Origin of the sequence: Eikenella corrodens (genome assembly GCF_003990355.1) — a bacterium.
GTDB lineage: Bacteria > Pseudomonadota > Gammaproteobacteria > Burkholderiales > Neisseriaceae > Eikenella > Eikenella corrodens_B.
On sequence record NZ_CP034670.1, the window covers coordinates 481,370 to 502,606 of the forward strand.

Annotated in this window: 24 protein-coding genes; 19 read left to right on the plus strand and 5 right to left on the minus strand. The window is 53.7% G+C overall.

Annotation, left to right across the window (positions count from 1 at the left end; translation table 11 throughout):
- Positions 1-65 precede the first annotated feature (65 nt).
- The 15 genes from ELB75_RS12405 to fic all read left to right on the plus strand — a co-directional run bounded on the left by ELB75_RS12405 (position 66) and on the right by fic (position 9,692).
- Positions 66-203, plus strand: coding sequence for a hypothetical protein (locus tag ELB75_RS12405; protein ID WP_164726765.1), 138 nt, complete (start codon positions 66-68; stop codon positions 201-203).
- 51 nt (positions 204-254) lie between these two features.
- Positions 255-965, plus strand: a complete 711-nt coding sequence (locus ELB75_RS02415) for a hypothetical protein (protein ID WP_126982576.1) — start codon at positions 255-257, stop codon at positions 963-965.
- Between the two features lie 110 nt (positions 966-1,075).
- On the plus strand, positions 1,076-1,276 hold the full coding sequence (locus tag ELB75_RS02420; protein ID WP_064086185.1) for a helix-turn-helix transcriptional regulator: 201 nt from the start codon (positions 1,076-1,078) through the stop codon (positions 1,274-1,276).
- 12 nt (positions 1,277-1,288) lie between these two features.
- Positions 1,289-1,588, plus strand: a complete 300-nt coding sequence (locus tag ELB75_RS02425; protein ID WP_126982577.1) for a helix-turn-helix domain-containing protein — start codon at positions 1,289-1,291, stop codon at positions 1,586-1,588.
- Complete coding sequence (locus ELB75_RS02430) at positions 1,585-2,262, plus strand: KilA-N domain-containing protein (RefSeq protein WP_126982578.1); 678 nt, start codon at positions 1,585-1,587, stop codon at positions 2,260-2,262. The genes ELB75_RS02425 and ELB75_RS02430 overlap by 4 nt, the downstream gene beginning before the upstream one ends.
- Positions 2,259-2,546: a hypothetical protein gene (locus ELB75_RS02435; protein WP_126982579.1), complete on the plus strand. Its 288-nt coding sequence runs from the start codon at positions 2,259-2,261 to the stop codon at positions 2,544-2,546. Before ELB75_RS02430 ends, ELB75_RS02435 begins: the two co-directional genes overlap by 4 nt.
- A gap of 15 nt (positions 2,547-2,561) precedes the next feature.
- On the plus strand, positions 2,562-2,948 hold the full coding sequence (locus tag ELB75_RS02440; RefSeq protein WP_126982580.1) for a terminase small subunit-like protein: 387 nt from the start codon (positions 2,562-2,564) through the stop codon (positions 2,946-2,948).
- 504 nt (positions 2,949-3,452) lie between these two features.
- On the plus strand, positions 3,453-3,710 hold the full coding sequence (locus ELB75_RS02445; RefSeq protein ID WP_126982581.1) for a hypothetical protein: 258 nt from the start codon (positions 3,453-3,455) through the stop codon (positions 3,708-3,710).
- A gap of 130 nt (positions 3,711-3,840) precedes the next feature.
- Positions 3,841-4,680: an antA/AntB antirepressor family protein gene (locus ELB75_RS02450; RefSeq protein ID WP_164726767.1), complete on the plus strand. Its 840-nt coding sequence runs from the start codon at positions 3,841-3,843 to the stop codon at positions 4,678-4,680.
- Positions 4,677-4,955, plus strand: a complete 279-nt coding sequence (locus ELB75_RS02455) for a hypothetical protein (protein ID WP_126982583.1) — start codon at positions 4,677-4,679, stop codon at positions 4,953-4,955. Before ELB75_RS02450 ends, ELB75_RS02455 begins: the two co-directional genes overlap by 4 nt.
- 26 nt (positions 4,956-4,981) lie before the next feature.
- The gene (locus ELB75_RS02460) at positions 4,982-5,422 is read left to right on the plus strand and encodes a hypothetical protein (RefSeq protein WP_126982584.1); all 441 of its coding nucleotides are present in this window, start codon (positions 4,982-4,984) and stop codon (positions 5,420-5,422) included.
- 199 nt (positions 5,423-5,621) lie between these two features.
- On the plus strand, positions 5,622-5,963 hold the full coding sequence (locus ELB75_RS02465; RefSeq protein WP_126982585.1) for a type II toxin-antitoxin system RelE/ParE family toxin: 342 nt from the start codon (positions 5,622-5,624) through the stop codon (positions 5,961-5,963).
- Complete coding sequence (locus tag ELB75_RS02470) at positions 5,960-6,277, plus strand: helix-turn-helix domain-containing protein (RefSeq protein WP_126982586.1); 318 nt, start codon at positions 5,960-5,962, stop codon at positions 6,275-6,277. The genes ELB75_RS02465 and ELB75_RS02470 overlap by 4 nt, the downstream gene beginning before the upstream one ends.
- 1,216 nt (positions 6,278-7,493) lie before the next feature.
- A complete protein-coding gene (locus ELB75_RS12410) occupies positions 7,494-7,643 on the plus strand; it encodes a hypothetical protein (protein ID WP_164726769.1) in 150 nt (49 codons plus the stop codon).
- A 939-nt stretch (positions 7,644-8,582) separates the two neighbouring features.
- A complete protein-coding gene (gene fic, locus ELB75_RS02475) occupies positions 8,583-9,692 on the plus strand; it encodes a protein adenylyltransferase Fic (protein ID WP_126982587.1) in 1,110 nt (369 codons plus the stop codon).
- 571 nt (positions 9,693-10,263) lie between these two features.
- Here the strand turns inward: fic and carB are convergent.
- The 5 genes from carB to leuE form a co-directional block, all read right to left on the minus strand.
- Positions 10,264-13,473, minus strand: a complete 3,210-nt coding sequence (carB, locus tag ELB75_RS02480; protein ID WP_126982588.1) for a carbamoyl-phosphate synthase large subunit — start codon at positions 13,471-13,473, stop codon at positions 10,264-10,266.
- A gap of 46 nt (positions 13,474-13,519) precedes the next feature.
- On the minus strand, positions 13,520-14,182 hold the full coding sequence (locus tag ELB75_RS02485; RefSeq protein WP_126982589.1) for a hypothetical protein: 663 nt from the start codon (positions 14,180-14,182) through the stop codon (positions 13,520-13,522).
- Between the two features lie 510 nt (positions 14,183-14,692).
- The gene (locus ELB75_RS02505) at positions 14,693-14,980 is read right to left on the minus strand and encodes a DUF3861 domain-containing protein (protein ID WP_126982591.1); all 288 of its coding nucleotides are present in this window, start codon (positions 14,978-14,980) and stop codon (positions 14,693-14,695) included.
- Between the two features lie 70 nt (positions 14,981-15,050).
- Positions 15,051-15,392: a hypothetical protein gene (locus ELB75_RS02510; protein ID WP_126982592.1), complete on the minus strand. Its 342-nt coding sequence runs from the start codon at positions 15,390-15,392 to the stop codon at positions 15,051-15,053.
- A gap of 129 nt (positions 15,393-15,521) precedes the next feature.
- A complete protein-coding gene (gene leuE, locus ELB75_RS02515) occupies positions 15,522-16,175 on the minus strand; it encodes a leucine efflux protein LeuE (RefSeq protein ID WP_126982593.1) in 654 nt (217 codons plus the stop codon).
- Between the two features lie 171 nt (positions 16,176-16,346).
- Between leuE and yaaA the strand changes: the two genes are divergently transcribed.
- From yaaA to mnmE, 4 genes are all read left to right on the plus strand, one after another.
- Positions 16,347-17,120: a peroxide stress protein YaaA gene (yaaA, locus tag ELB75_RS02520; RefSeq protein ID WP_126982594.1), complete on the plus strand. Its 774-nt coding sequence runs from the start codon at positions 16,347-16,349 to the stop codon at positions 17,118-17,120.
- A 696-nt stretch (positions 17,121-17,816) separates the two neighbouring features.
- Positions 17,817-19,214 (plus strand): amino acid permease, encoded by a 1,398-nt coding sequence (locus ELB75_RS02530; protein ID WP_241236099.1) that lies wholly within the window; start codon positions 17,817-17,819, stop codon positions 19,212-19,214.
- A gap of 9 nt (positions 19,215-19,223) precedes the next feature.
- Positions 19,224-19,352, plus strand: coding sequence for a hypothetical protein (locus tag ELB75_RS13180; RefSeq protein WP_277600826.1), 129 nt, complete (start codon positions 19,224-19,226; stop codon positions 19,350-19,352).
- A gap of 207 nt (positions 19,353-19,559) precedes the next feature.
- Complete coding sequence (mnmE, locus tag ELB75_RS02540) at positions 19,560-20,927, plus strand: tRNA uridine-5-carboxymethylaminomethyl(34) synthesis GTPase MnmE (RefSeq protein ID WP_126982595.1); 1,368 nt, start codon at positions 19,560-19,562, stop codon at positions 20,925-20,927.
- Positions 20,928-21,237 lie beyond the last annotated feature (310 nt).

The following is a 21,237-nucleotide window of genomic DNA, read 5'->3' on the forward strand; positions in this document are numbered from 1 at the left end:
GTATAACGCCGTATTGTGTAGATAGCGGCAAGACAACGGAAACAAACGAACAAAAGGAGAACACCATGCCAGCCATCATCACAGGCAACACACTAGAGGCGTTGCAAAGCCTGAACTATCCCGATACCGCCGCCGATATAGAGCTGGACATTCCCCCTCGCAGCAAAGCGCAACGTCCGCCCGTGGATTTTGCAGAAGATTGACCGCTTGAACCTGTTTCAGGCTATCTGAAAATGATTTAAGGATATTGTGATATGGGATTTATTGAATCTGAAAACAGCAAAGACGATGATAAATATATCCTGATGGAAGATATTGTGTTGCTAGTTCAGAGTTTGGATAGCGACAAGCCAAGCCTTATGGCAACCGCAAAATTCCTCTTGCAGAAATATGAGAAGAATTACATTGAAGATATCCCTTTTGGCTATGTAGACGATGAATGTTTTATTCGGACTATATCCGGCCTATATAAACGAGCTAATCATAAACGCCCATTTCTTCATTTTTTAGAATTTGTAGCTTCCTATAACTGCTTTGATAATGGCTGTTCGGAAGATAACCTAAATTGGGTAAGCCATAATGAGTATTTAAATATCTATCTGAAAAAAAGATCCGTTGCCTTTTTCTTAAAAAATGAATGCGGGATAAAAGATTTTCATGGTTGGCAAGAGTTTAAAAATGAGAGTAAAATCAATAAAGTGAAAATTACCGCTGACGAAGATATCGAACAGGCAGCCCCACCATCTGCAAGTGCGCCGCAACAGAAAAGAGCCGAAAACATGCAAGCCTGCATCATAGCCGCCCTTGCCTGTATGTACACCAAAACAGATTGCAGCAAGCCATACGAGGCTGCCGAGACCATACGCCAAGAATGGCAAAGACAGTCTGACAAACTAGGCAATCCACCCAGCAAGGACACTATCGGGAAATACATTCTGCAAGGCATAGAACGCCTTTCAAACTGAATCTAATTAGAATTAAGCATTTCTAAAGCAATCCTAATTAGAACTAGCCGCCCACGAGGCGGCTTATTCTTTGCCCCGTTATCCAACAACAGCTAACGAGGTATCAAACCATGCAACAAAGCATCATCCGCCCCAAACAAGCCGCCGCCCTGTTCGGTGTTTCCCTCTCCACCCTTTGGAACTGGAACAACCCCAAGCACCGGCTATACCGCCCGGATTTTCCCAAACCCTTCAAAGTTTCCGCCAATACCACCGGCTGGCTGCAATCAGAGATTGACGGCTATATCTGCAAGCTGGCCGAGAACCGCTAGGGAGGGTAGAGCATGCAAAACAAAAACCGCCCGAACGCCAAGCATCCGAACGGCCAAACAAAGGAATCTACATCTGCCCGCCATTCTACCATCCCCACGCAAAACCAGCGCATCCTCTCCGCCCTGCAGAGCGGGCAGAGCCTTACCGCCTACGATATGCACCAGATGGGCATCATGGGCTGCAACGCCCGCATCTGCGAACTGCGGCAGGCAGGCCACAACATCGTCTGCATTATGGAGCGGACAAGAAACCAGTTCGGCCAAACCGTGAAACGCGGGCGCTACTGGTTAATGCCGGAGGGCAGGGCATGAATATCCTCAAACTGGACTATCAAGGCCTGCCCGTCCATGCCAACCGCGAAGCATGGTTTAACGCCACCGGGATAGCCGAGCAACACGGTAAACGGCTGGATAACTTCTTCAGCCTGAAACGCACGCAGCAATACATTCAGGCATTGGCCAAGCGGAAAGGTTTAATTCCCTGCGATTCAAGGGAATTAAAAAAACCCTTCAACCCCGCCGACTATCCCGCCCTAATCCAAACCCGAAGGGGGCGGTACAACAGCGGAACATGGTTGCATCCCGACCTGATGATATGTTTTGCCCGCTTTATCAGCTTGGACTTTGAAATATGGGTAGACCAAACCATCAAAGCCCTGCTGATAGACGGCAAAGACTGGCAACCCGCCCGCAAGGAGGCCACAGACGGTTACCGCCTGATGAGCGAAGTTATCTATGAAATCAGTCTTGCAGGCGGCGGCACGGCCAGCCGTTTCAGCTACATGAACGAAGCACGGCGCATCAACCGGGCATTAACCGGCAAATGGGGCGGGCTAGACCGCAACAGCCTGACCACCGAACAACTGCGCACGCTTCGGAGGCTGGAAGTGAAGAATGCCGCGTTGTACATGATGGGCAAACCGGCACATGAAAGGGATTGTGAACTGACCGCCATCGCCAACCAATCCCAAGGAGCATTGCAATGAGCCAACCCCAACACCCTTACCGCCACGGCTGCCCCATCTGCCACATCACGAAAACACGCCTGCCCTTCTGCATCCACCGCAAACACCAGCGCATCATCGCCATGATGGCGCTGTTCCGGTACGAGCGCGATTTAATCGAGCATCTGGCCGGAGAGCTTGGCGACTTGGCACAAGACTTTGCCGAGCCGCAACGCCACGGCATCGCCGCCATCCTAGCCCACCATCTGGCCGAAGCAGACCACTACCTAGGCAAACTTGGCAGGCTGCTGAACAAGGCTACCTGAAACCGGAGAACTGCTATGCACAATAACCGCGAAACCATCGAAACCCGTATTTGCGAATTGCTGGCACAAGGCCACAGCCTAGCCGCCATCTGCCGCAGGAAGAACCTGCCCGCCCCCAGCACAATCTACAAATGGCTGGCCGAAAGCCCCGAATTTTCGGAGCGATACGCGCACGCGCGCGAACAACAGGCAGACTTCTACGCCGACGAAATCATAGAGATAGCCGACAACTGCCCGCCCATCCATGAAGAAATTGCCAAAGCCAAAGTACGGATAGACACCCGCAAATGGAAAGCTGCCCGCCTTGCGCCCAAGAAATACGGCGACCGCCTAGACTTGAATGCCACCGCCGCCGTGAAGATTGAGACCCGCAGCCTGGCCGATATTTTCGGGGCAGACTGAAGTTTCCTGAAGTATCGGCATATTAAGTTTTATTAGGTTTTGAGCTGCCCAAGCATGGGGGAATCCTCAGCCCCGCCGCCGAGGCTGCCGAAGATTCATCCGTGAACCACGAAGATTCAAATTTGAACGCCGACAAGAGACTATTTGAAACCGCAAAGCGCAATCAGCACTCCTCAAATTTGAGGGCTGCTGGCAAAACAAAGGATTAACCATGCTGTACGCCATTGCCGCCCTGCTGTTCCTGCTGGTGTGGCACAGTAAAAACCATTGACAGATTGAGCCTTGAGAAGCAGAATAGGGCTTCTCTCTCAAATTGATTAGCCGAAACATCCGCACGGCTTGCGGATTTTTTCACGCCATTTCCCATAGTCCGTTTTTTCAGACGGCCTATCTCAAGTTATGGCGGTGTGCGGTAACGGTAACGCCCGCGCCTGACTAATCACAGGAGAGAGCACCGCCCCCTATTCGGGCTTCTCAAATCTCAAATTGATTAGGAGCATGAAAATGCAAAACAACATCCCCGCGCAGCTTATCGCCGCCGTAGCCATCCCCGAAAACCACCATCAAGACCTAGACGCGGTTTCCTGCCGCTGGCAGCCCTTGGGCTTTTATACCGACCGCGAAGCGGCACATCAAGCCTGCCTGACCTTCATCGCCGCCCTGCCACCCGAACAGGCCGCAGAGGCAGGCTACAGCATCATGCAGCCCGGCAGCCCATTATTCGACAGGCTGCTTGCCCGACTGCCCCAAACTTCCCGCTAAACCCAAACACCAGCCCCGCCCGCTATCGGAACGGGGCAGCCTGCCCCTGCCCGCCAAAGGCCGCAGAATGCGCCCAGATTGCATTCAGGCCGCAGGGCAAGGGGTAGGGCTACCTGAAAGGACAAACACCATGCAAAACACCAATACAGCCCAACTAATCCCTATTGCCAACCAAGCCATCGCAGGCGAAGAGCGGCAGGCAGTCAATGCCCGCGAACTGCACGCCTTCCTTGAAGTGGAAGCCCGCTTCAACGACTGGATAGCCCGCCGCATCGAAGAATACGGCTTCATCGAAAACGCGGATTTTTTGGTTACTCAAATTCAAGTAACCAACCCCACAAGGCAGGATGGCAATTTGTTTTACTCAAATTTGAGTAAAAATCCCCAAGGCACTTTTGCTAAACCTTTAGAAAAAACCCGCAGGGGCCGTCCGACCAAGGAATACTTCCTCACACTCGACACCGCAAAAGAACTGGCTATGGTAGAGCGCAACGCCAAAGGCAGGGAGGCACGCCGCTACTTCATCGAATGCGAGCGGCAGGCCAAACAGGCCGCCGTTGCCCTGCCAGACTTTACCAACCCTGCCGAAGCAGCCCGCGCATGGGCGGCGGAAGTGGAGAAAAACGCCGAGCAGCGCAAAACCCTGATTGAGCAGGGCGAGCGGTTATTGAAAGCCGAGCCGAAAGCTGCCGCGCTGGATTTGCTGGCCGACAGCCGGGGCGCGAGCAACCTTAGCCTGACCGCCAAACACCTCAAAATCCCCCGCAAGCGGTTAATCGGTATTTTGCGCAACAGCAAATGGATATGGGCGGGCAGTCCCATCCAAGCCACGCAGGCCGCCATCGACAGCGGCGTAATGGTGCAGGTGGCCGGTATCTCCGAGCGCAACGGGCGGCAATACACCCAAGCCTTGGTAACCGCCCGGGGCTTGGCAAAGCTGGCTGTGTTTTTACAGGAGCAGGCAGCATGAAAACCCAACATCCGCACAGCGCAAAACCCATGAAACCCCGTTATCCGACCAAGCCCCCGAAATCCTGCCTACTGGCCGTGGGCTATTGCCGACCAGATAACCCGCTGGTGTATGAATACCGGCCAATCGGCCACTTCCCCACCAAAACCGCCGCCAAGCAGCGGATAGAGGAATTGAAGCAGGAAGCCCCCGATTTGCTGTTTCTGATACTGGAAACCAACCCGAGCAAGCAGGCCGCCGTTTATCAGAAATTCGCCGCCGCCCTGAAAGCCTAGGCAGCATCCCGAAAAGGAGCAGAGAAATGGGCAACCGAAAGAGAAAGGCAGAGAGATGGCAGCATAACCACGCCGCCATCAACAACCAACCGTACATCATGATGCGGCAAGACCTGCTGGCCAGCCCGCACTTCTACAGCTTATCCGGCAATGCGCAAAAGGTATTCAACTACCTAGCCGGGCAATACCGGGGCAGCAACAACGGCAACTTATCCTGCCCCAAATCGGCGGCGGTATTGTTGAACATGACGCAGCTAACCATGCGCCGCGCATTGAAGGAATTGGAAGACGCAGAGTTTCTGATAGTGAGCAGACAGGGCGGCAAGAATCAATGCAGCCTGTATGCCCTAACCTGCTTCCGCATCGACGACTGCGGCCACGACCTGCCGCCTACCAGCCGCGCCCCTGACGACTGGAAGCGCAGGCACTACGAGCTAAGCCCAGCCCCGGCGCTAAAGCCGCATTGAGAGAGAACAAGCCGCCCGCATGGGCGGTTTTGCATCCGGTTTGAACTATTTCCGTTTTGGAACTAGTTCGATTTTCCCAGCTGCCGGAATCCTGTATTAGCCACTATTAGACGCATGATGGCTAAATTAGCTATTTACAGATAAGGTTACCTGAAACCGAGAATTGACCAATATGGCATAACTGTATAAAATTTGATACATGAGCATAAGAGAAAAGCCCATCGAGTGGCGGGATACTTCGCTGGAAGATTTAAAAACCTTCCCTATTGAAGCCATCAAGCACTTTGGCTACGAGTTGGGGCTGATTCAAAACGGGCTTGAGCCAAGCGACTTCAAACCCATGCCCAATCTTGGCAGCGGCGTGATGGAATTGAGGAAGCGCACGGCAGACGGCGCATACCGCGTTGTGTATATTGCCAAATTTGAAAGAGCCGTTTTTGTGCTACACAGCTTTCAGAAAAAGACCCAAAAGACCGCCCCGAAAGACACGGCAACCATTAAGGCGCGTTACGCCGCCTTGGTAAAGGAGCTACAGCAATGAAATCAAAAACCACCCACACCACCCCCGCAGGCGGCAATGTTTTTGCCGATTTGGGTTTCAGCCCGGAGGAGGCCGCCAAACTCAAAGCACATAGCGATATGGTTATCCAAACCAAGCTGAAGCTGGCAAAGAGCGTGAGCGATTGGATAACCGAGCAGGATTTGAAGCAGGAGCAGGCCGCCGCCATCTTCAACACCAGCCGCCCCCGTGTTTCCGATTTGGTAAACGGCAAAATCGGCAAATTCACGATTGATGCCCTGCTATCCATGCTGGCCGCCACAGGCCAGACCGCAGAGCTGAATATCAGGCGGTAACCCCCTGCCGCAGGCTACCTGAAACCCGACACCAGCCGCCGCGCTGGTGTTTTGCATTCTTCGGTAGTTCGGATTGAAATCCGAGAGCCGGATTTATTTCCGTTGTTCGGATTTATTTCCGAGCTTTGATGTTAGGTTTTGTGAGGTTTTCCCGTGCTGCAATGTAGGGTTTTGTCAGGTTTTCCCGCCGCTGATTCAGGCGGAGCTGGTGAACCAAATGCACCACCTAGTGAACCTGCTGCACTAGGTAGTGAACCTGTTGCACCAGGCAAGCCGGAAAACATGACAAGTTTTCAGCAACCGGAGCGGCGGCAGAATCCCCGGTTGCCACCCTCGAAAAACAGGGACTGTTTCTGTGTTATACAGTAACAGATTTATTCAAAAAAAATTAATTCGTGAGAGTTAAAAAATAACGCTATTGATTTATGACAGCGTTATTTTTTAACCCACCCCCTGCTTAAAAAATGTGCAATAGAGTTAATTTTTAACGCTGTCAGGCCATTTTTGCCATTTCAATAGAGTTAATTTTTAACCCCCTTTATATATAAGGCTACCTGAAACCCGACACCAGCCGCCGCGCTGGTGTTTTGCATTCTTCGGTAGTTCGGATTGAAATCCGAGAGCCGGATTTATTTCCGTTGTTCGGATTTATTTCCGAGCTTTGATGTTAGGTTTTGTGAGGTTTTCCCGTGCTGCAATGTAGGGTTTTGTCAGGTTTTCCCGCCGCTGATTCAGGCGGAGCTGGTGAACCAAATGCACCACCTAGTGAACCTGCTGCACTAGGTAGTGAACCTGTTGCACCAGGCAAGCCGGAAAACATGACAAGTTTTCAGCAACCGGAGCGGCGGCAGAATCCCCGGTTGCCACCCTCGAAAAACAGGGACTGTTTCTGTGTTATACAGTAACAGATTTATTCAAAAAAAATTAATTCGTGAGAGTTAAAAAATAACGCTATTGATTTATGACAGCGTTATTTTTTAACCCACCCCCTGCTTAAAAAATGTGCAATAGAGTTAATTTTTAACGCTGTCAGGCCATTTTTGCCATTTCAATAGAGTTAATTTTTAACCCCCTTTATATATAAGCCATATATACCCCCATTTTTTCTTTCACCCTCTTGCACAAAATATAGGCAGAAACACATGGGCGGCACGCGGCGGAAAATTTCGGGCTACCTGAAAACTTTTCACCTGACAAATTTTCGGGTAGGCAGGCAATGGGAAAACCAACCTTGCACACAGAAGCAGACTACCTGAAAACTTGTGGGGCGGGAAAACACCCGGCGGCCATCCTCTGCCGCCCCATCCCTTGCAGACTATCCGCCCTGCATGGGTCCTACCCCTGCCGACACCTGCAGGCCGACTGAACGGGAGCAGCCGCGCCGGACTACCTGAAGCAGGGCAGGCCGCACACCTGCCCCAAACCCTGCCCGCTTCCTTCCCTGCCGTCCGACACCAGCCCCCAAGTTTGGGGCTTCCCTACGCATCAAGCCCTTGCAGGCCGCCAACGGCACAGCGCAACCCTTCGGCGTGCTTTTCCCGCATGACCGTGTGAAAATCGCATGACCGTGTGAAACTACCACGCCTGAATTATCCGAACGATATAAAAAGGGCGCGCCGTTTCAAACCTTGCTGTAATCTTGCCGTTGCCGCCTGCCAAACAAACCAATCCCCACCCATGCCGACCGGAAGCAGAAAAGCAGCGGCAGCACCCGCTAAAAACCAACAAGCGCATAAATGCCCTGTTTTGCGTTTTAACGCGATTTATACCTTGAAGGCTACATACCATTACCCAACCATATAAACGTAATCCTGGCGCATTCCAGACCACCTAGCGCACGTTTTGGGATGTTTGACAGGGTAAGACGGCAGGATTCCTGAAAATCGGAACGGGGCAATGCCTGTTCCCCTGCCCTCCTGCCGTCCCAAGTTTGGTTTTTTCAGGCAAGACATCGGCAGGTAGTCCCCCCCTGCCGTTTGCCGCCCGCTCCCCGACACCAGCCCCGCGCCATGCAACCGATTAAAACCGCCTTGCCGAACCGCACTTGCAAAACAACCCCATGAAAGCCCGGTTTGAAACATCAATCCCATGCAATGCAGGCGCGGCCATGACCGCCATCAGGCTATGCTTCGACGCATGGCACGGACGGGTGGCGGATTTTGAATTAACCCCATGCAAATTGACTTTTACGGCGGCTTTCCCATCCATATATTTACAAAAACCAAATCTTTAAACATATATCCTTGATATGTACACGCCGTAAACATATACTGGAAACATCTTTAAATTTTCCGAGATTTTAAACATGAGCAACTGGAAGCCCGATATTCCCTATAACGATTTACCACCCCTGCCACCAAAACAGGATATTGAAAGCAAAACCATTCTGAAACGTTGTATAGCCGCCCGTACATCCCTTGCCCGTTTGAAGCAGGCGGCAGAACTGATACCGAATCAAGCCATGCTGATTAACACCCTTCCCGTTATGGAAGCCCGCGCAAGTTCGGAAATTGAAAACATCGTAACCACAACGGACAAGCTGTTTCAATCCCTGCAAATGGATACGGAACGGCAAGACCCTGCCACGAAAGAAGCCCTGCAATACCGCGCCGCCCTATTTGCAGGATATGAATCACTGACGAACCGCCCTTTATGCACACAAACCGCCATCATGGTTTGCAACGCCATCAAGCACCCCTACGAAATGGCCATCCGCAAAACAGGCGGCACAGCCCTAAAAGGAGGCAACAGCGGAAATATTGTCTATACCCCGCCCGAAGGAGAAGAAACCATACGCGGCAAGTTGGCAAATTGGGAGCGGTTTATTCACGAAAGCGGCGATTTAGACCCGCTTATCATCATGGCGGCGGCACATTACCAATTTGAAGCCATCCACCCGTTTACGGACGGCAACGGGCGGACGGGGCGCATATTGAACAGCCTGCTATTGATTGATAAAGGGCTTTTGGATTTGCCTATTTTGTATTTGAGCCGTTACATTATCGAAAACAGGGCGGACTATTACCGCCTGCTTTTAGGCGTAACCGAACGGCAGGACTGGGAAAGCTGGATAATCTACATCTTAGACGGCGTAGCCGATACCGCCGACTGGACGGTATCGAAAATAGATGCGATACGCCGACTGTTCGAGCAGACACGGCAACACATACGGACACACGCACAAGGGATCTACACGCACGAACTGGTAAATCTTCTGTTTGAACAGCCATATACACGCATTGCCAACCTAGAATCGGCAGGGATAGCCAAACGGCAGACGGCCTCTAAGTACCTGAAAGAGCTTTCAGACATAGGCGTACTGCAAGAAATCACCATCGGCAGGGACAAACTATTCATTCATCCGCGCCTAATGGAACTATTGCGGGGAGAGGGCAACAGCTTTACTTCATTCTAACCCCCTCTTCATCCCCGCATGGCTAACACGGAACAGGGATTTTTACACCAGAACCGAGACCCCTTGTATTCCCCTAGTGAAAAGCTGGCATCCGCCCGCGTATCATGGGGGGCAACAAAACCTCTGCCTAAAATTTTGACTTGTGCAAAAAGGGGGTATATTTGGGGGTATATCGCTAATTAATGAAAATAATATATTTGTGAATCAAATGCCTAATTCACTAGTTTTTGTCTCTCCGTCGCCATGTAGCGCTTGGTGCAAATGTGGTGCAAATCACATCATCGGGCGCTTTTCTTTTTGGCGGTTTAACCACCCCTCAATCTCTGTTCTTCCACACCAAAAACGCTTCTTTGACACGGATATTCGCGGTGGGAAATCTGGGCGTGGTGCGTACTGTCCTATAGTGAATTAACAAAAACCAGTACAGCGTTGTCTCGCCTTGCCGTAACGTGTGTACTGTCTGCGGCTCGCCGCCTTGTCCTGATTTTTGTTAATCCACTATACAAAATTGAAACAAAAAGGCTACCCGGCAATGCTCCGGATAGCCTTTTTACCATTTTCAGGTAGCCTCTTAGCCTTTCAAACGGGCGTGTAAATCCTGCACGCTATACACGCCGAGGAGGTTGAAGCTTTTCATCCCTTCACTCATGGCTTCGCCGCCGGCGATGGTGGTGTATTGCGGCACGCGTTGGGTGAGGGAGGTGCGGCGGATGCTGTGGCTGTCGGCGATGGATTGCGCCGAGCTGCTGACGGTGTTCACCACCAGCGCGATTTCGCCGTTTTTAATCGCGTCCACGATGTGCGGGCGGCCTTCGGGCACTTTGTTGACTGCCTGCACCACCACGCCGTGCTCTTTCAGGTAGCCTGCCGTGCCGCGTGTGGCGCAAACGCCGTAACCGAGGGCTTGGAAGTTTTGCGCGGTTTTCACGATAAGCGGCTTGTCTTCTTCGCGTACGGAAAGGAACACTTTGCCGGTGGCGGGCATACGCTCGCCTGCACCGAGCTGGGCTTTGAGGTAGGCTTCGCCAAAGGTCTCGCCCACGCCCATCACTTCGCCGGTGGAGCGCATTTCCGGGCCGAGGATGGTGTCTACGCCGGGGAATTTGATGAAGGGGAACACGGCTTCTTTAACGGCATAGAAATCGGGGACGACTTCTTTTTCCACGCCCTGTTCTTGCAGGGAAATGCCTGCCATGCAGCGCGCGCCGACTTTGGCGAGCGGTACGCCGGTGGCTTTGGAGACGAAGGGGACGGTACGGCTGGCGCGCGGGTTCACTTCCAGCACGAACACCACGCCGTCCTGCACGGCAAACTGTACGTTCATCAGGCCGACCACGCCCAGCGCGTAGGCCATGGCTTTGGTTTGGCGGCGGATTTCGTCTTGGATTTCTTCGCTGAGCGAGTAGGGCGGCAGCGAGCAGCCGGAGTCGCCGGAGTGGATGCCTGCCTGCTCGACGTGCTGCATGATGCCGCCGATAACGACGTCTTTGCCGTCTGAAACGCAGTCCACATCCACTTCAATCGCGTTGTTCAGGAAGAAGTCGAGCAACACGGGGCTGTCTTCGGATACCTGCACGGCTTCGCGCATGTATTTTTGCAATTCTTCGGCGGAGTGGACGACCTGCATGGCGCGGCCGCCGAGGACGTAAGACGGGCGCACGACGAGCGGATAGCCGATTTCTTCGGCTTTGACGAGCGCTTCTTCTTCGTTGTGGGCGATGCGGTTGGGCGGTTGGCGCAAGCCTAAATCGTCCAACACTTTTTGGAAGCGTTCGCGGTCTTCGGCGGCGTCGATGCTGTCGGCAGACGTGCCGATGATGTTCACGCCGTTTTCAACCAGCGCGTTGGCGAGTTTGAGCGGGGTTTGGCCACCGTAATGCACAATCACGCCCCACGGGTTTTCGATGCGGACGATTTCCAACACGTCTTCCAGCGTCAGCGGCTCGAAATACAGGCGGTCGCTGGTGTCGAAGTCGGTGGACACGGTTTCGGGATTGCAGTTCACCATAATCGTTTCAAAGCCCGATTCGCGCAGGGCGAGCGCGGCGTGAACGCAGCAGTAGTCAAACTCGATGCCTTGACCGATGCGGTTCGGGCCGCCGCCGAGAATCATCACTTTTTTACGGTCGGAAGGACGCGCTTCGCATTCTTCTTCGTAAGTGGAATAGAGGTAGGCGGTTTCGGTGGCAAACTCGGCGGCGCAGGTATCGACGCGTTTATACACGGGATGCAGGTTCAGCGCGTAGCGGTGTTCGCGGACTTCTTTTTCTTTTACGCCTAAAAGCTGCGCGATGCGTTTGTCGGAGAAGCCTTTGCGTTTCAGACGACGTAAGGCGGCGAAATCCAAATCTTGCAGGCAGCCTGCACTTACCTGCTGCTCTTCTTTCACCAAGTCTTCGATTTGCGCCAAGAACCAAGGGTCGATGGCGCAGATTTCGTGGATTTCTTCCAGCGTGAAGCCCGCGCGGAACGCGTCTGCCACAAACAGCATACGCTCGGGGCCGGGGTTCGCCAGTTCGCGGCGGATTTCCGCTTTGTCGGAGCTTCTCGGATTGAAGCCGCACAAGCCTGTTTCCAAGCCGCGCAAGGCTTTTTGGAAACTTTCCTGAATGGTGCGGCCCATCGCCATCACTTCGCCCACCGACTTCATCTGCGTGGTCAGGCGGTCGTCTGCGGCAGGGAATTTTTCAAACGCGAAACGCGGGATTTTGGTAACCACATAGTCGATGGACGGCTCGAACGACGCGGGCGTGCGGCCGCCGGTGATGTCGTTGCGCAACTCGTCCAGCGTAAAGCCGACCGCCAGTTTTGCCGCCACCTTCGCAATCGGGAAGCCCGTCGCTTTGGAAGCCAGCGCGGACGAACGGCTCACGCGCGGGTTCATCTCAATCACAATCATCTCGCCGTTTTCAGGGTTTACCGCAAACTGCACGTTCGAGCCGCCCGTGTCCACGCCGATTTCGCGCAACACTGCCAACGAAGCGTTGCGCATGATTTGGTATTCTTTGTCCGTCAGCGTTTGCGCCGGCGCAACCGTAATCGAGTCGCCCGTATGCACGCCCATCGGGTCGAAGTTTTCAATCGAGCAAATGATGATGCAGTTGTCGGCCTTATCGCGCACCACCTCCATCTCGTACTCTTTCCAGCCAAGCACGGACTGCTCAATCAACAACTCATGCGTAGGCGACGCATCAAAACCGCGTTCGCAAATCGCCAAAAACTCGTCTTTATTGTAGGCAATACCGCCGCCCGAACCGCCCATCGTGAAAGACGGACGAATCAGCGTCGGAAAGCCGACCTGTTCTTGCGCTGCCAAGGCTTCGTTCATCGTGTGGCAGACAAAAGATTTCGGGCAGGAGAGGCCGATTTTTTCCATCGCTTCCTTAAAGCGGCCGCGGTCTTCCGCCTTGTCAATCGCGTCTTCGGTCGCACCGATTAATTCGACGTTGTATTTCGCCAGCACGCCATTGCGCGCCAAATCCAGCGCACAGTTCAGCGCGGTCTGGCCGCCCATCGTGGGCAGAATCGCATCGGGCCGCTCCTTGGCGATAATCTTCTCCACCGTCTGCCACATAATCGGCTCGATGTAGGTAACATCCGCCATTTCAGGGTCGGTCATAATCGTGGCGGGGTTGGAATTCACCAGAATGACTTTATAGCCTTCTTCACGCAAAGCCTTGCAGGCCTGTGCGCCCGAATAGTCAAATTCGCAGGCCTGACCGATAACGATAGGGCCGGCGCCGATGATAAGGATGGATTTTAGGTCGGTACGTTTGGGCATGGTGTTTACTTTCAACAAAATATTTATATTTTAACGGCTAAGACTACTAAGGGCCGCTTGGGCCACTTGAGTTATAAGTGCAAGTTGGTTCACTTGGTTGTGCGTTTGGCTCAGGAACACCCAAAGCCAGCCGCAATATTGGGGATGTGCTAATTAATTCGTCCAACGGAAGAACTGTGCCATCTGTTGTTGCTACTAATGTATTAGCGAAAGGAGAGCTAGAACCCCCATATAAATCTTTTCCTTCTTTTAAAGAACAGAAAAATTTAATATATTCCAAAAAATCATTTGGTTTTAGCGCATATCCCTTAAGTAAGCTGAAATCATGTTGAAAAGAATTTGCTGATGCACATTGTTGTTTATTCTCAATAAAATCAGCATAGAAATTAAAAACTAAACCGAACATATTATTATTTTTACATGTATCAAAATGACATGTATCACCATATACAACAAAATGACATGTATTATTTTGGTTGTTTCTAATTCGCTGTTTTGCTTCATTAGAATTGATAAACTTATCTAGTTCCTGCTGAATACATCGAGTATCTTTTTTTCTTTTAAATTCAATTAGAAAAAGTCGGTTATTTTCATCCAAAAATAGTGCATCTCCCGCTTGCTCTTGGCTGCCATCTAATGGAGCAGCGTTGAATTGTAATTTTGACCATGCAATGAATGCATATTCAACAGTTTTTTCCCACCAAATCATAATTTAAGCTCCTTCCAATTAATCTAATATATCAGCAAACGTAGCAAGCAAGCCGTAGCCCGCATGTTTGGGCGTGTGCGGTACGCACGCACGCGTCCTCCATTTTCCCTGCAACCCCAACCCACCGCGTGCGTGCCTTGCGGCACACACCTTACCGATGGGTTCAAAGGCCGTCTGAAAAAACGCTCGCGGCGTTTGTTCCATCTGCCTGGCGATAAAGGCTATCTGAAAAATTCCCGCTGTTGATATTTCGGGCATTCTTTTTCAGACGACCTGCAACGCCTGAATCTGCTGCAATCCGCTCCCTCCCCCGTGGGGGAGGGTTGGGGAGAGGGCATTCTCCAAATTGCAGCAATCTTTCCCAACACCCTAACCGCCCCAATACAAGCCTTACGGCTTGTTGCCCTCTCTCTAGCTCTCTCCCACGGGGAGAGGGGATGGGGTGGCTGTTAGGGCTAAGATTTCTGCAAACTAATCAGCTTGTGCAGGTTGCTTTTCAGTTGCCTTGCGCTACTTCTTCCCCTTAATCACCTTCATCATTTCCGTAAAATGCGGTTTCAATTCGACAAACAGCGGATGTTCTTTATTTTCCATCATCACTTCGCCCATCAGCTTCAGCCCCACGGCGAAGCGTTGCGCCATTTCGGGGGTGAAGCCTTCGCGTTGTTCCATCAGCTTCACGATGTCGAAAATATTGTCGTGGTTGGGTGCGAGGAACACCAACGGCTCAGCGGCAACGGGGTTGCCGTCTTTGTCGGCGAGGTGTTCGAGGGTAAGGCGGAATTGGTGTTGTTTCATGGCTGTTCTGCTTGTGTGGTGGAGGCTGCCTGAAAGCAGGAGGAGTTTTCAGGTAGCTTTTCTTTGGTGTTTAGCGGGAAATCAGGCTAACGGTGAAGTTGGTTCCGCCGCGTGCGTCTTCGAAGAGGCCGATGTTGTAGCGGTGGGCTTGGCCGCAGGCGCGGACGGTCCACACTTCGTGTACCTGCATACGGCCGTGCACTTTGTGGGCGCTGTTGATTTTGCTGTGTACGGATTCGATGTTGCGGCAGTTGAACGAGGCGGCTTCGGCGGTGCGCACGACTTTGAGCACGTCGTCGCGCAGGATGTTGTCGCCGCCGAAAGTGGCGCTTTCGCCGCTGAAGGCTTGGTTGCCGAGGCTGGAGCAGGCGGAAAGGGCGAGGGCGGCGAGGAGGGGGAGAAGTTTGCGCATGGGATTCCTTAAATTCGGCAAAGATGGGGCGCGAGGTCAAATGCCGCCAATTATACGGCAATCTGTTTTGCTTTTCAGGTAGCCTGCGCAGTTATTTCTATCTGAGACGGGGCTACCTGAAGCTGTAAATTAAAATTCGATTCCGGCCAGCCACAGGCTCACGGCGAAGCCGATAAAGAGTAGGCCGGTGGCGGCGGTGCAGGCGGTGGTAACGCGGCGGTGGCGGCGGAACAGCTTGGCGAGGCGGTGTCCGGCGAAAACGAGCAGGGTGAGGTAGCTGAAGCTGACGGTTTGCATCACCAGTGCCAGCAGCAGGAAGGAGAGGGCGGGGTGCGGATAGGCGGGGTCGACGAACTGAACGAAAAACGACAGCAAAAACAGGATGGCTTTGGGGTTGGTGAGGCTGAGTAGCAGGGCGCGTTGGAAGATATGCCCGGCGGGCGGGGTGGGCGGCAAGCTAGCGGCCAAAACGGGCGGCGGGGCAAACCATTTGCGCACTGCGCCGCGCAAGAGGCCGAAGCCGATGTAGGCCAGATAGAGGCCGCCGGCGAGTTTCATGGCGTGAAATAGGGCGGGATAGAGCTTGAGCACGGTGCCGGCGCCGAGCACGGTAAGCAGGATCAGCACTGAATCGCCCAGCAGCACGCCGCATACGGCGCGGTAGGCCTTGCGCGCGCCATGTTGTGCGGCTACGGAGAGGCAAAACATGCTGTTCGGGCCGGGCATGATGATGAGGATGATGGTGCCGATCAGGTAAGAGAGGGGATTGATGATGCCGAACATAGTTTTCAGGTAGCCTTTTATGGAGGCGGCTATTTTAATGAGGCAGGCGGGGTAAAGGCTACCTGAAAACCATCTGCAAACTATCGCGCCGATTTATTCCGCCGTTTGCCTGTTGCCCCGCAGGCAGCTAAACTGCCCGTCAATTTGCACACCTTAATTAAAGGGAACGCCATGTTTTTCATCCTCTCGCCCGCTAAAAACCTGAACGAAACCGCCGCCGCGCCCACTAAGGAACACAGCCAGCCCGCGCTGCTTGAGCAGTCTGCCATTCTGATGGCGCAACTGCGCGAGCTGGCGCCGCAGGATTTGTCGGCGCTGATGGGCGTGTCGGACAAAATCGCCCGCCTCAACGCCGAGCGCAATGCGGCCTGGCAGCCACCTTTCAGCCTGCAAAACGCCAAGCAGGCGGTGTATTTGTTTAACGGCGATGTGTATGAAGGCCTCGATGCCGAGAGCCTCGCCCCGCCGCAAATCGATTGGCTGCAAAGCCATGCCGGCCTGCTCTCCGGGCTCTACGGCCTGTTGCGCCCGCTGGATTTAATCCAGCCCTACCGCTTGGAAATGGGCACCAAGCTGGCCAATCCGCGCGGTAAGGATTTATACGCCTTCTGGGGTAGCCTGATTACCGAATTGCTGGCCGAACGCATGGCCGAGGCGAAAACCGATGTGTTGGTGAACCTGGCATCGCAGGAATATTTCAAAGCCGTGCAGCCGGCCAAACTCGGCGGCCGCCTGATTACCCCGGTGTTTCAAGACGAAAAAAACGGCCGCTACAAAATCATCAGTTTCTACGCCAAACGCGCCCGCGGCCTGATGCTGCGCTACGCTGCGGAACGCGCCATCACCGAGCCGGAGCAGCTGCTGGATTTCAACAGCGAGGGCTACGCCTTCTGCGCGGCGGCTTCTTCGAAAAACGAATGGGTATTCAGGCGTGGAGAGCAGTGATGCGCGGCAGGCTGTGACGGGAAGTGGAGGCTACCTGAAACTCAGAATGCAGCCGGGGCGGCATTTTCGTTTTGGGCCGGTGTTTTCAGGTAGCCTTTTGTTATGCCCACACCAATCGGCTTTACTGTTGCTTTTCCCGTTTCCAATCAGCAGGGGCGCACTATTCAGTACCGCGTACCGCCCACATCAAGCAGGCTACCTGAAACCCAACCGGGCATTTTCAGGTAGCCTGCAAGTATAGCGAATTAACAAAAACCAGTACGGCGTTGGCTCGCCTTGCCGTACTATCTGTACTGTCTGCGGCTCGCCGCCTTGTCCTGATTTAAATTTAATCCACTATATTTTGGGGAGAGCCCCTCGGGCGAATGTGGTTTTTATGTTACGTTTTTTCTCAGCGGCAAATCGGGGTTTGCTTGGCGCGTGAGGCCAGGTGTCAAGCGGCTTTCGGGGCAGAGGGTTGGGTGCCGGCTGGGTAGTGTGCCAATTAAAAAAGGCGGCTAATTTGGCTGATTTAGCCGCCAGGGGGATTATGGGTTTTGCAGCGGGCGATCAGAGTTTATAATCCGCCCAAAATTGAGTTGCGGTGCTGATGCGCCGCTGTGCGTAACAACGTATAGCTAAAATCATTTTTCGTTGCTGTTCAATAATTTATGGCAGAAAAGGTTTTGGCTATATGCTTTTTTGAAAGGAACCGAAATGAGTTCTTTCGATGGTGGTTCTGCTGCGGCGGCGGCCGTGGCGCCCGTACCGGCTTCTTCCGGCGGCACCAAAGTGCGCCGTCATTTAAAGTCGCGCCATCTTTCCATGATCGCCATCGGCGGCAGCATCGGCACCGGCCTGTTTATGGCCAGCGGCAGCGCCATCCATATGGCGGGCCCGGGCGGCGCGTTGGTGGCTTATGCCGCCATCGGCCTGATGGTGTATTTCCTGATGACTTCCTTGGGCGAAATGGCTACTTATCTGCCGGTGTCCGGCTCGTTTTCCACTTATGCCGCCAAGTTTGTCGATCCCTCGCTGGGCTATGCCTTGGGCTGGAACTATTGGTTTAACTGGGTGATTACGGTGGCGGCGGATATTTCCATTGCCGCGCTGGTCATCACGTATTGGGAACCGATGCGCTTTATGCCGCCCTGGGGCTGGAGCCTGCTGTTTTTCGGGCTGATTGTGCTGCTGAATCTGTTGTCGGTTAAGGCATTTGGCGAGTCGGAATATTGGTTTGCGCTGATTAAGGTGATTACGGTTGTCGTCTTCCTCGGCGTGGGCGTGCTCACTATTTTCGGCCTGCTGGGCGGCAAATATGTCGGCCTGGCCAACTTCACCGTGGGCGAAGCGCCGTTTTTGGGCGGCGGTTTTTCAGGTAGCTTCTTAACCATGTTGGGCGTGTTCCTGATTGCGGGCTTTTCGTTTCAGGGTACGGAGCTCATCGGCATCACCGCCGGCGAATCGGAAAACCCAAAAGAGAGCATCCCGAAAGCGGTGAAACAGGTGTTTTGGCGCATTCTGATTTTCTACATTTTGGCCATTTTGGTAATCGGCCTGCTTGTGCCTTATACCAGCCCGGAGCTGTTGGGCGCGGAAAGCGTGGAAGAAATCGCCAAATCGCCGTTTACGCTGGTGTTTGAACGCGCCGGTTTGGCTATGGCGGCGGCGGTGATGAACGCGGTCATCCTCACTTCCATCCTCTCTGCTGGCAATTCCGGCATGTATGCTTCGGCACGCATGCTGTATGCCATGGGCAAAAGCGGCATGGCGTTTAAAGGTTTGCGCAAGGTAAACCGGCAAGGCGTGCCGATGCGGGCGGTGCTGGCCACAGCCGTAGTGGTGATGGCGCTGTTTTTAATCGAGATTTTCAACGACGGCGCGTATCAGTATATTGTGGCGGCCTCCGGCCTCACCGGCTTCATCGCCTGGCTGGGCATCGCCATCAGCCACTACCGCTTCCGCCGCGCCTATATCGCCCAGGGCTTTGAGTTGAAAGACTTGGATTACCGCGCCAAATGGTTCCCCTTCGGCCCGCTGATTGCGCTGGTGTTGTGCGTGCTGGTGATTTTGGGACAGGATACTCAGCTGGTGATGCATGGCGACGTGGATTGACAGCGGATTATGGTGACCTATATGGGCCTGCCCGTGTTCTTCGGTTTCTACCTCTACCACAAACTGCGCTACCGCACCCGGGTGATCCCGCTTGAGGAAGTGGATTTGGGCGACGAGGAAGAGGACGAAGACGAATAAGCCTCTGCATGCAAAAGGCTACCTGAAAACCGAGTTTCAAGTTTTCAGGTAGCCTTTTGTGGTTGTGTTATAGTGGATTAACAAAAATCAGGACAAGGCGGCGAGCCGCAGACAGTACACACGTTACGGCAAGGCGAGCCAACGCTGTACTGGTTTTTGTTAATCCACTATATATTGCTTTTTATTTTAACGGTTTCAGGTAGCCTTATGTCATCACCATCTACTCCCACCATCGCCGCCATCGCCACTGCCGCCGGGCAGGGCGGAGTGGGCGTTATCCGGCTTTCTGGCAAGCAGCTGCTGCCGCTGGCGCAGCAAATCAGCGGCGGCAAAACCCCGCAGCCGCGCCGTGCGCTCCTTACCGATTTTGTCGATGCCGCCGGTGAAACCATCGACAACGGCCTTTTGCTCTATTTCCCCGCCCCCGCCAGCTTCACCGGCGAAGACGTGATCGAGCTGCACGGCCACGGCGGGCGCGTGGTGCTGCAGATGCTGTTGCAACGCTGCTTCGAGCTGGGCGCGCAGCCGGCCGAGCCGGGCGAGTTTACCAAACGCGCCTTCTTAAATGGCAAGCTCGATTTGGCGCAGGCCGAAAGCGTGGCCGACCTTATCGATGCCGCCAGCCAATCCGCCGCACGCCTGGCCGTGCGCTCGCTCAAAGGCGCGTTTTCCCAACAGATTCACGAGCTGGTGGACGAACTCATCACCCTGCGCATGCTGGTGGAGGCTACCCTGGATTTTCCCGAAGAAGACATCGATTTTCTGGCCGAAGCCAAGGTGGACGAGCGCCTCACCGCCTTGCAAGAGCGTCTTGCCCGAGTGCTTGCCCAAGCCGAGCAGGGTGCGATTTTGCGCGAAGGCATGAACGTGGTGCTGGTGGGTGCGCCCAATGTGGGCAAATCCAGCCTGCTCAACGCCTTGGCGGGAGAGGATGTGGCTATCGTTACCGACATCGCCGGCACCACCCGCGACACCGTGCGCGAGCAGATTACGCTCGAAGGTATCCCCGTACACATTATCGACACCGCCGGCCTGCGCGATACCACCGACCCGGTGGAGCAAATCGGCATCGAGCGCAGCCGCCAAGCCGTGCAGCAGGCCGATGTGGCCTTGATTCTGATCGATCCGAACGAAGGGCTGAACGAGGCTACCTGTAAAATCCTCGCCCAGCTGCCGCCCGGGCTCAAACGCATTGAAATCCGCAATAAAATCGATCTCAGCGGCGAAGCGGCGGAAAGCTGCGGGCAAAGCGGCCAGCCCAGCGGCGCCGACACCCTGATCAAACTTTCCGCCAAAAACGGCGCCGGGCTCGATCTGCTTAAGCAGGCGCTGCTGCGGCAAATCGGCTGGCAGGGCGAAAGCGAAAGCCTGTTTCTCGCCCGCAGCCGCCACCTGCGCGCGCTGGAAGCCGCCCAAACCGAGCTCGAACTCGCCGCCCTGTGCGGCCGCCACCAGCTCGAACTCTTTGCCGAACACCTGCGCCTGGCGCAAAACGCCTGCAATACCATCACCGGCGAATTTAACGCCGACGACCTCCTGGGTGTGATTTTCAGCCGCTTCTGTATCGGCAAATAGAGCGGTTGGAAGGCGGATACGCCGCACATTGCGGGTTGGTTTCCCGCTTGCGGTAAGAGAAAGGCTACCTGAATTTTCAGGTAGCCTTGCTGCGTGGCAGAGCCGTTTGGGATTAGATGTTTCATTATTTAATGCATTGATATTATGTTGAATTTATGTGGCATAGTGGTGAGGGGATTTCGGGCACGGGAAATATGGCTCGGTGGCCGCCGGTTTGAGGCAAATAGTTGGCATGTGCTGTTACGGCTCGTTATAATGCGAGCTATTATTATTTTTATGCAGTTAAATTTCTCAATTCATATTCTGTTTT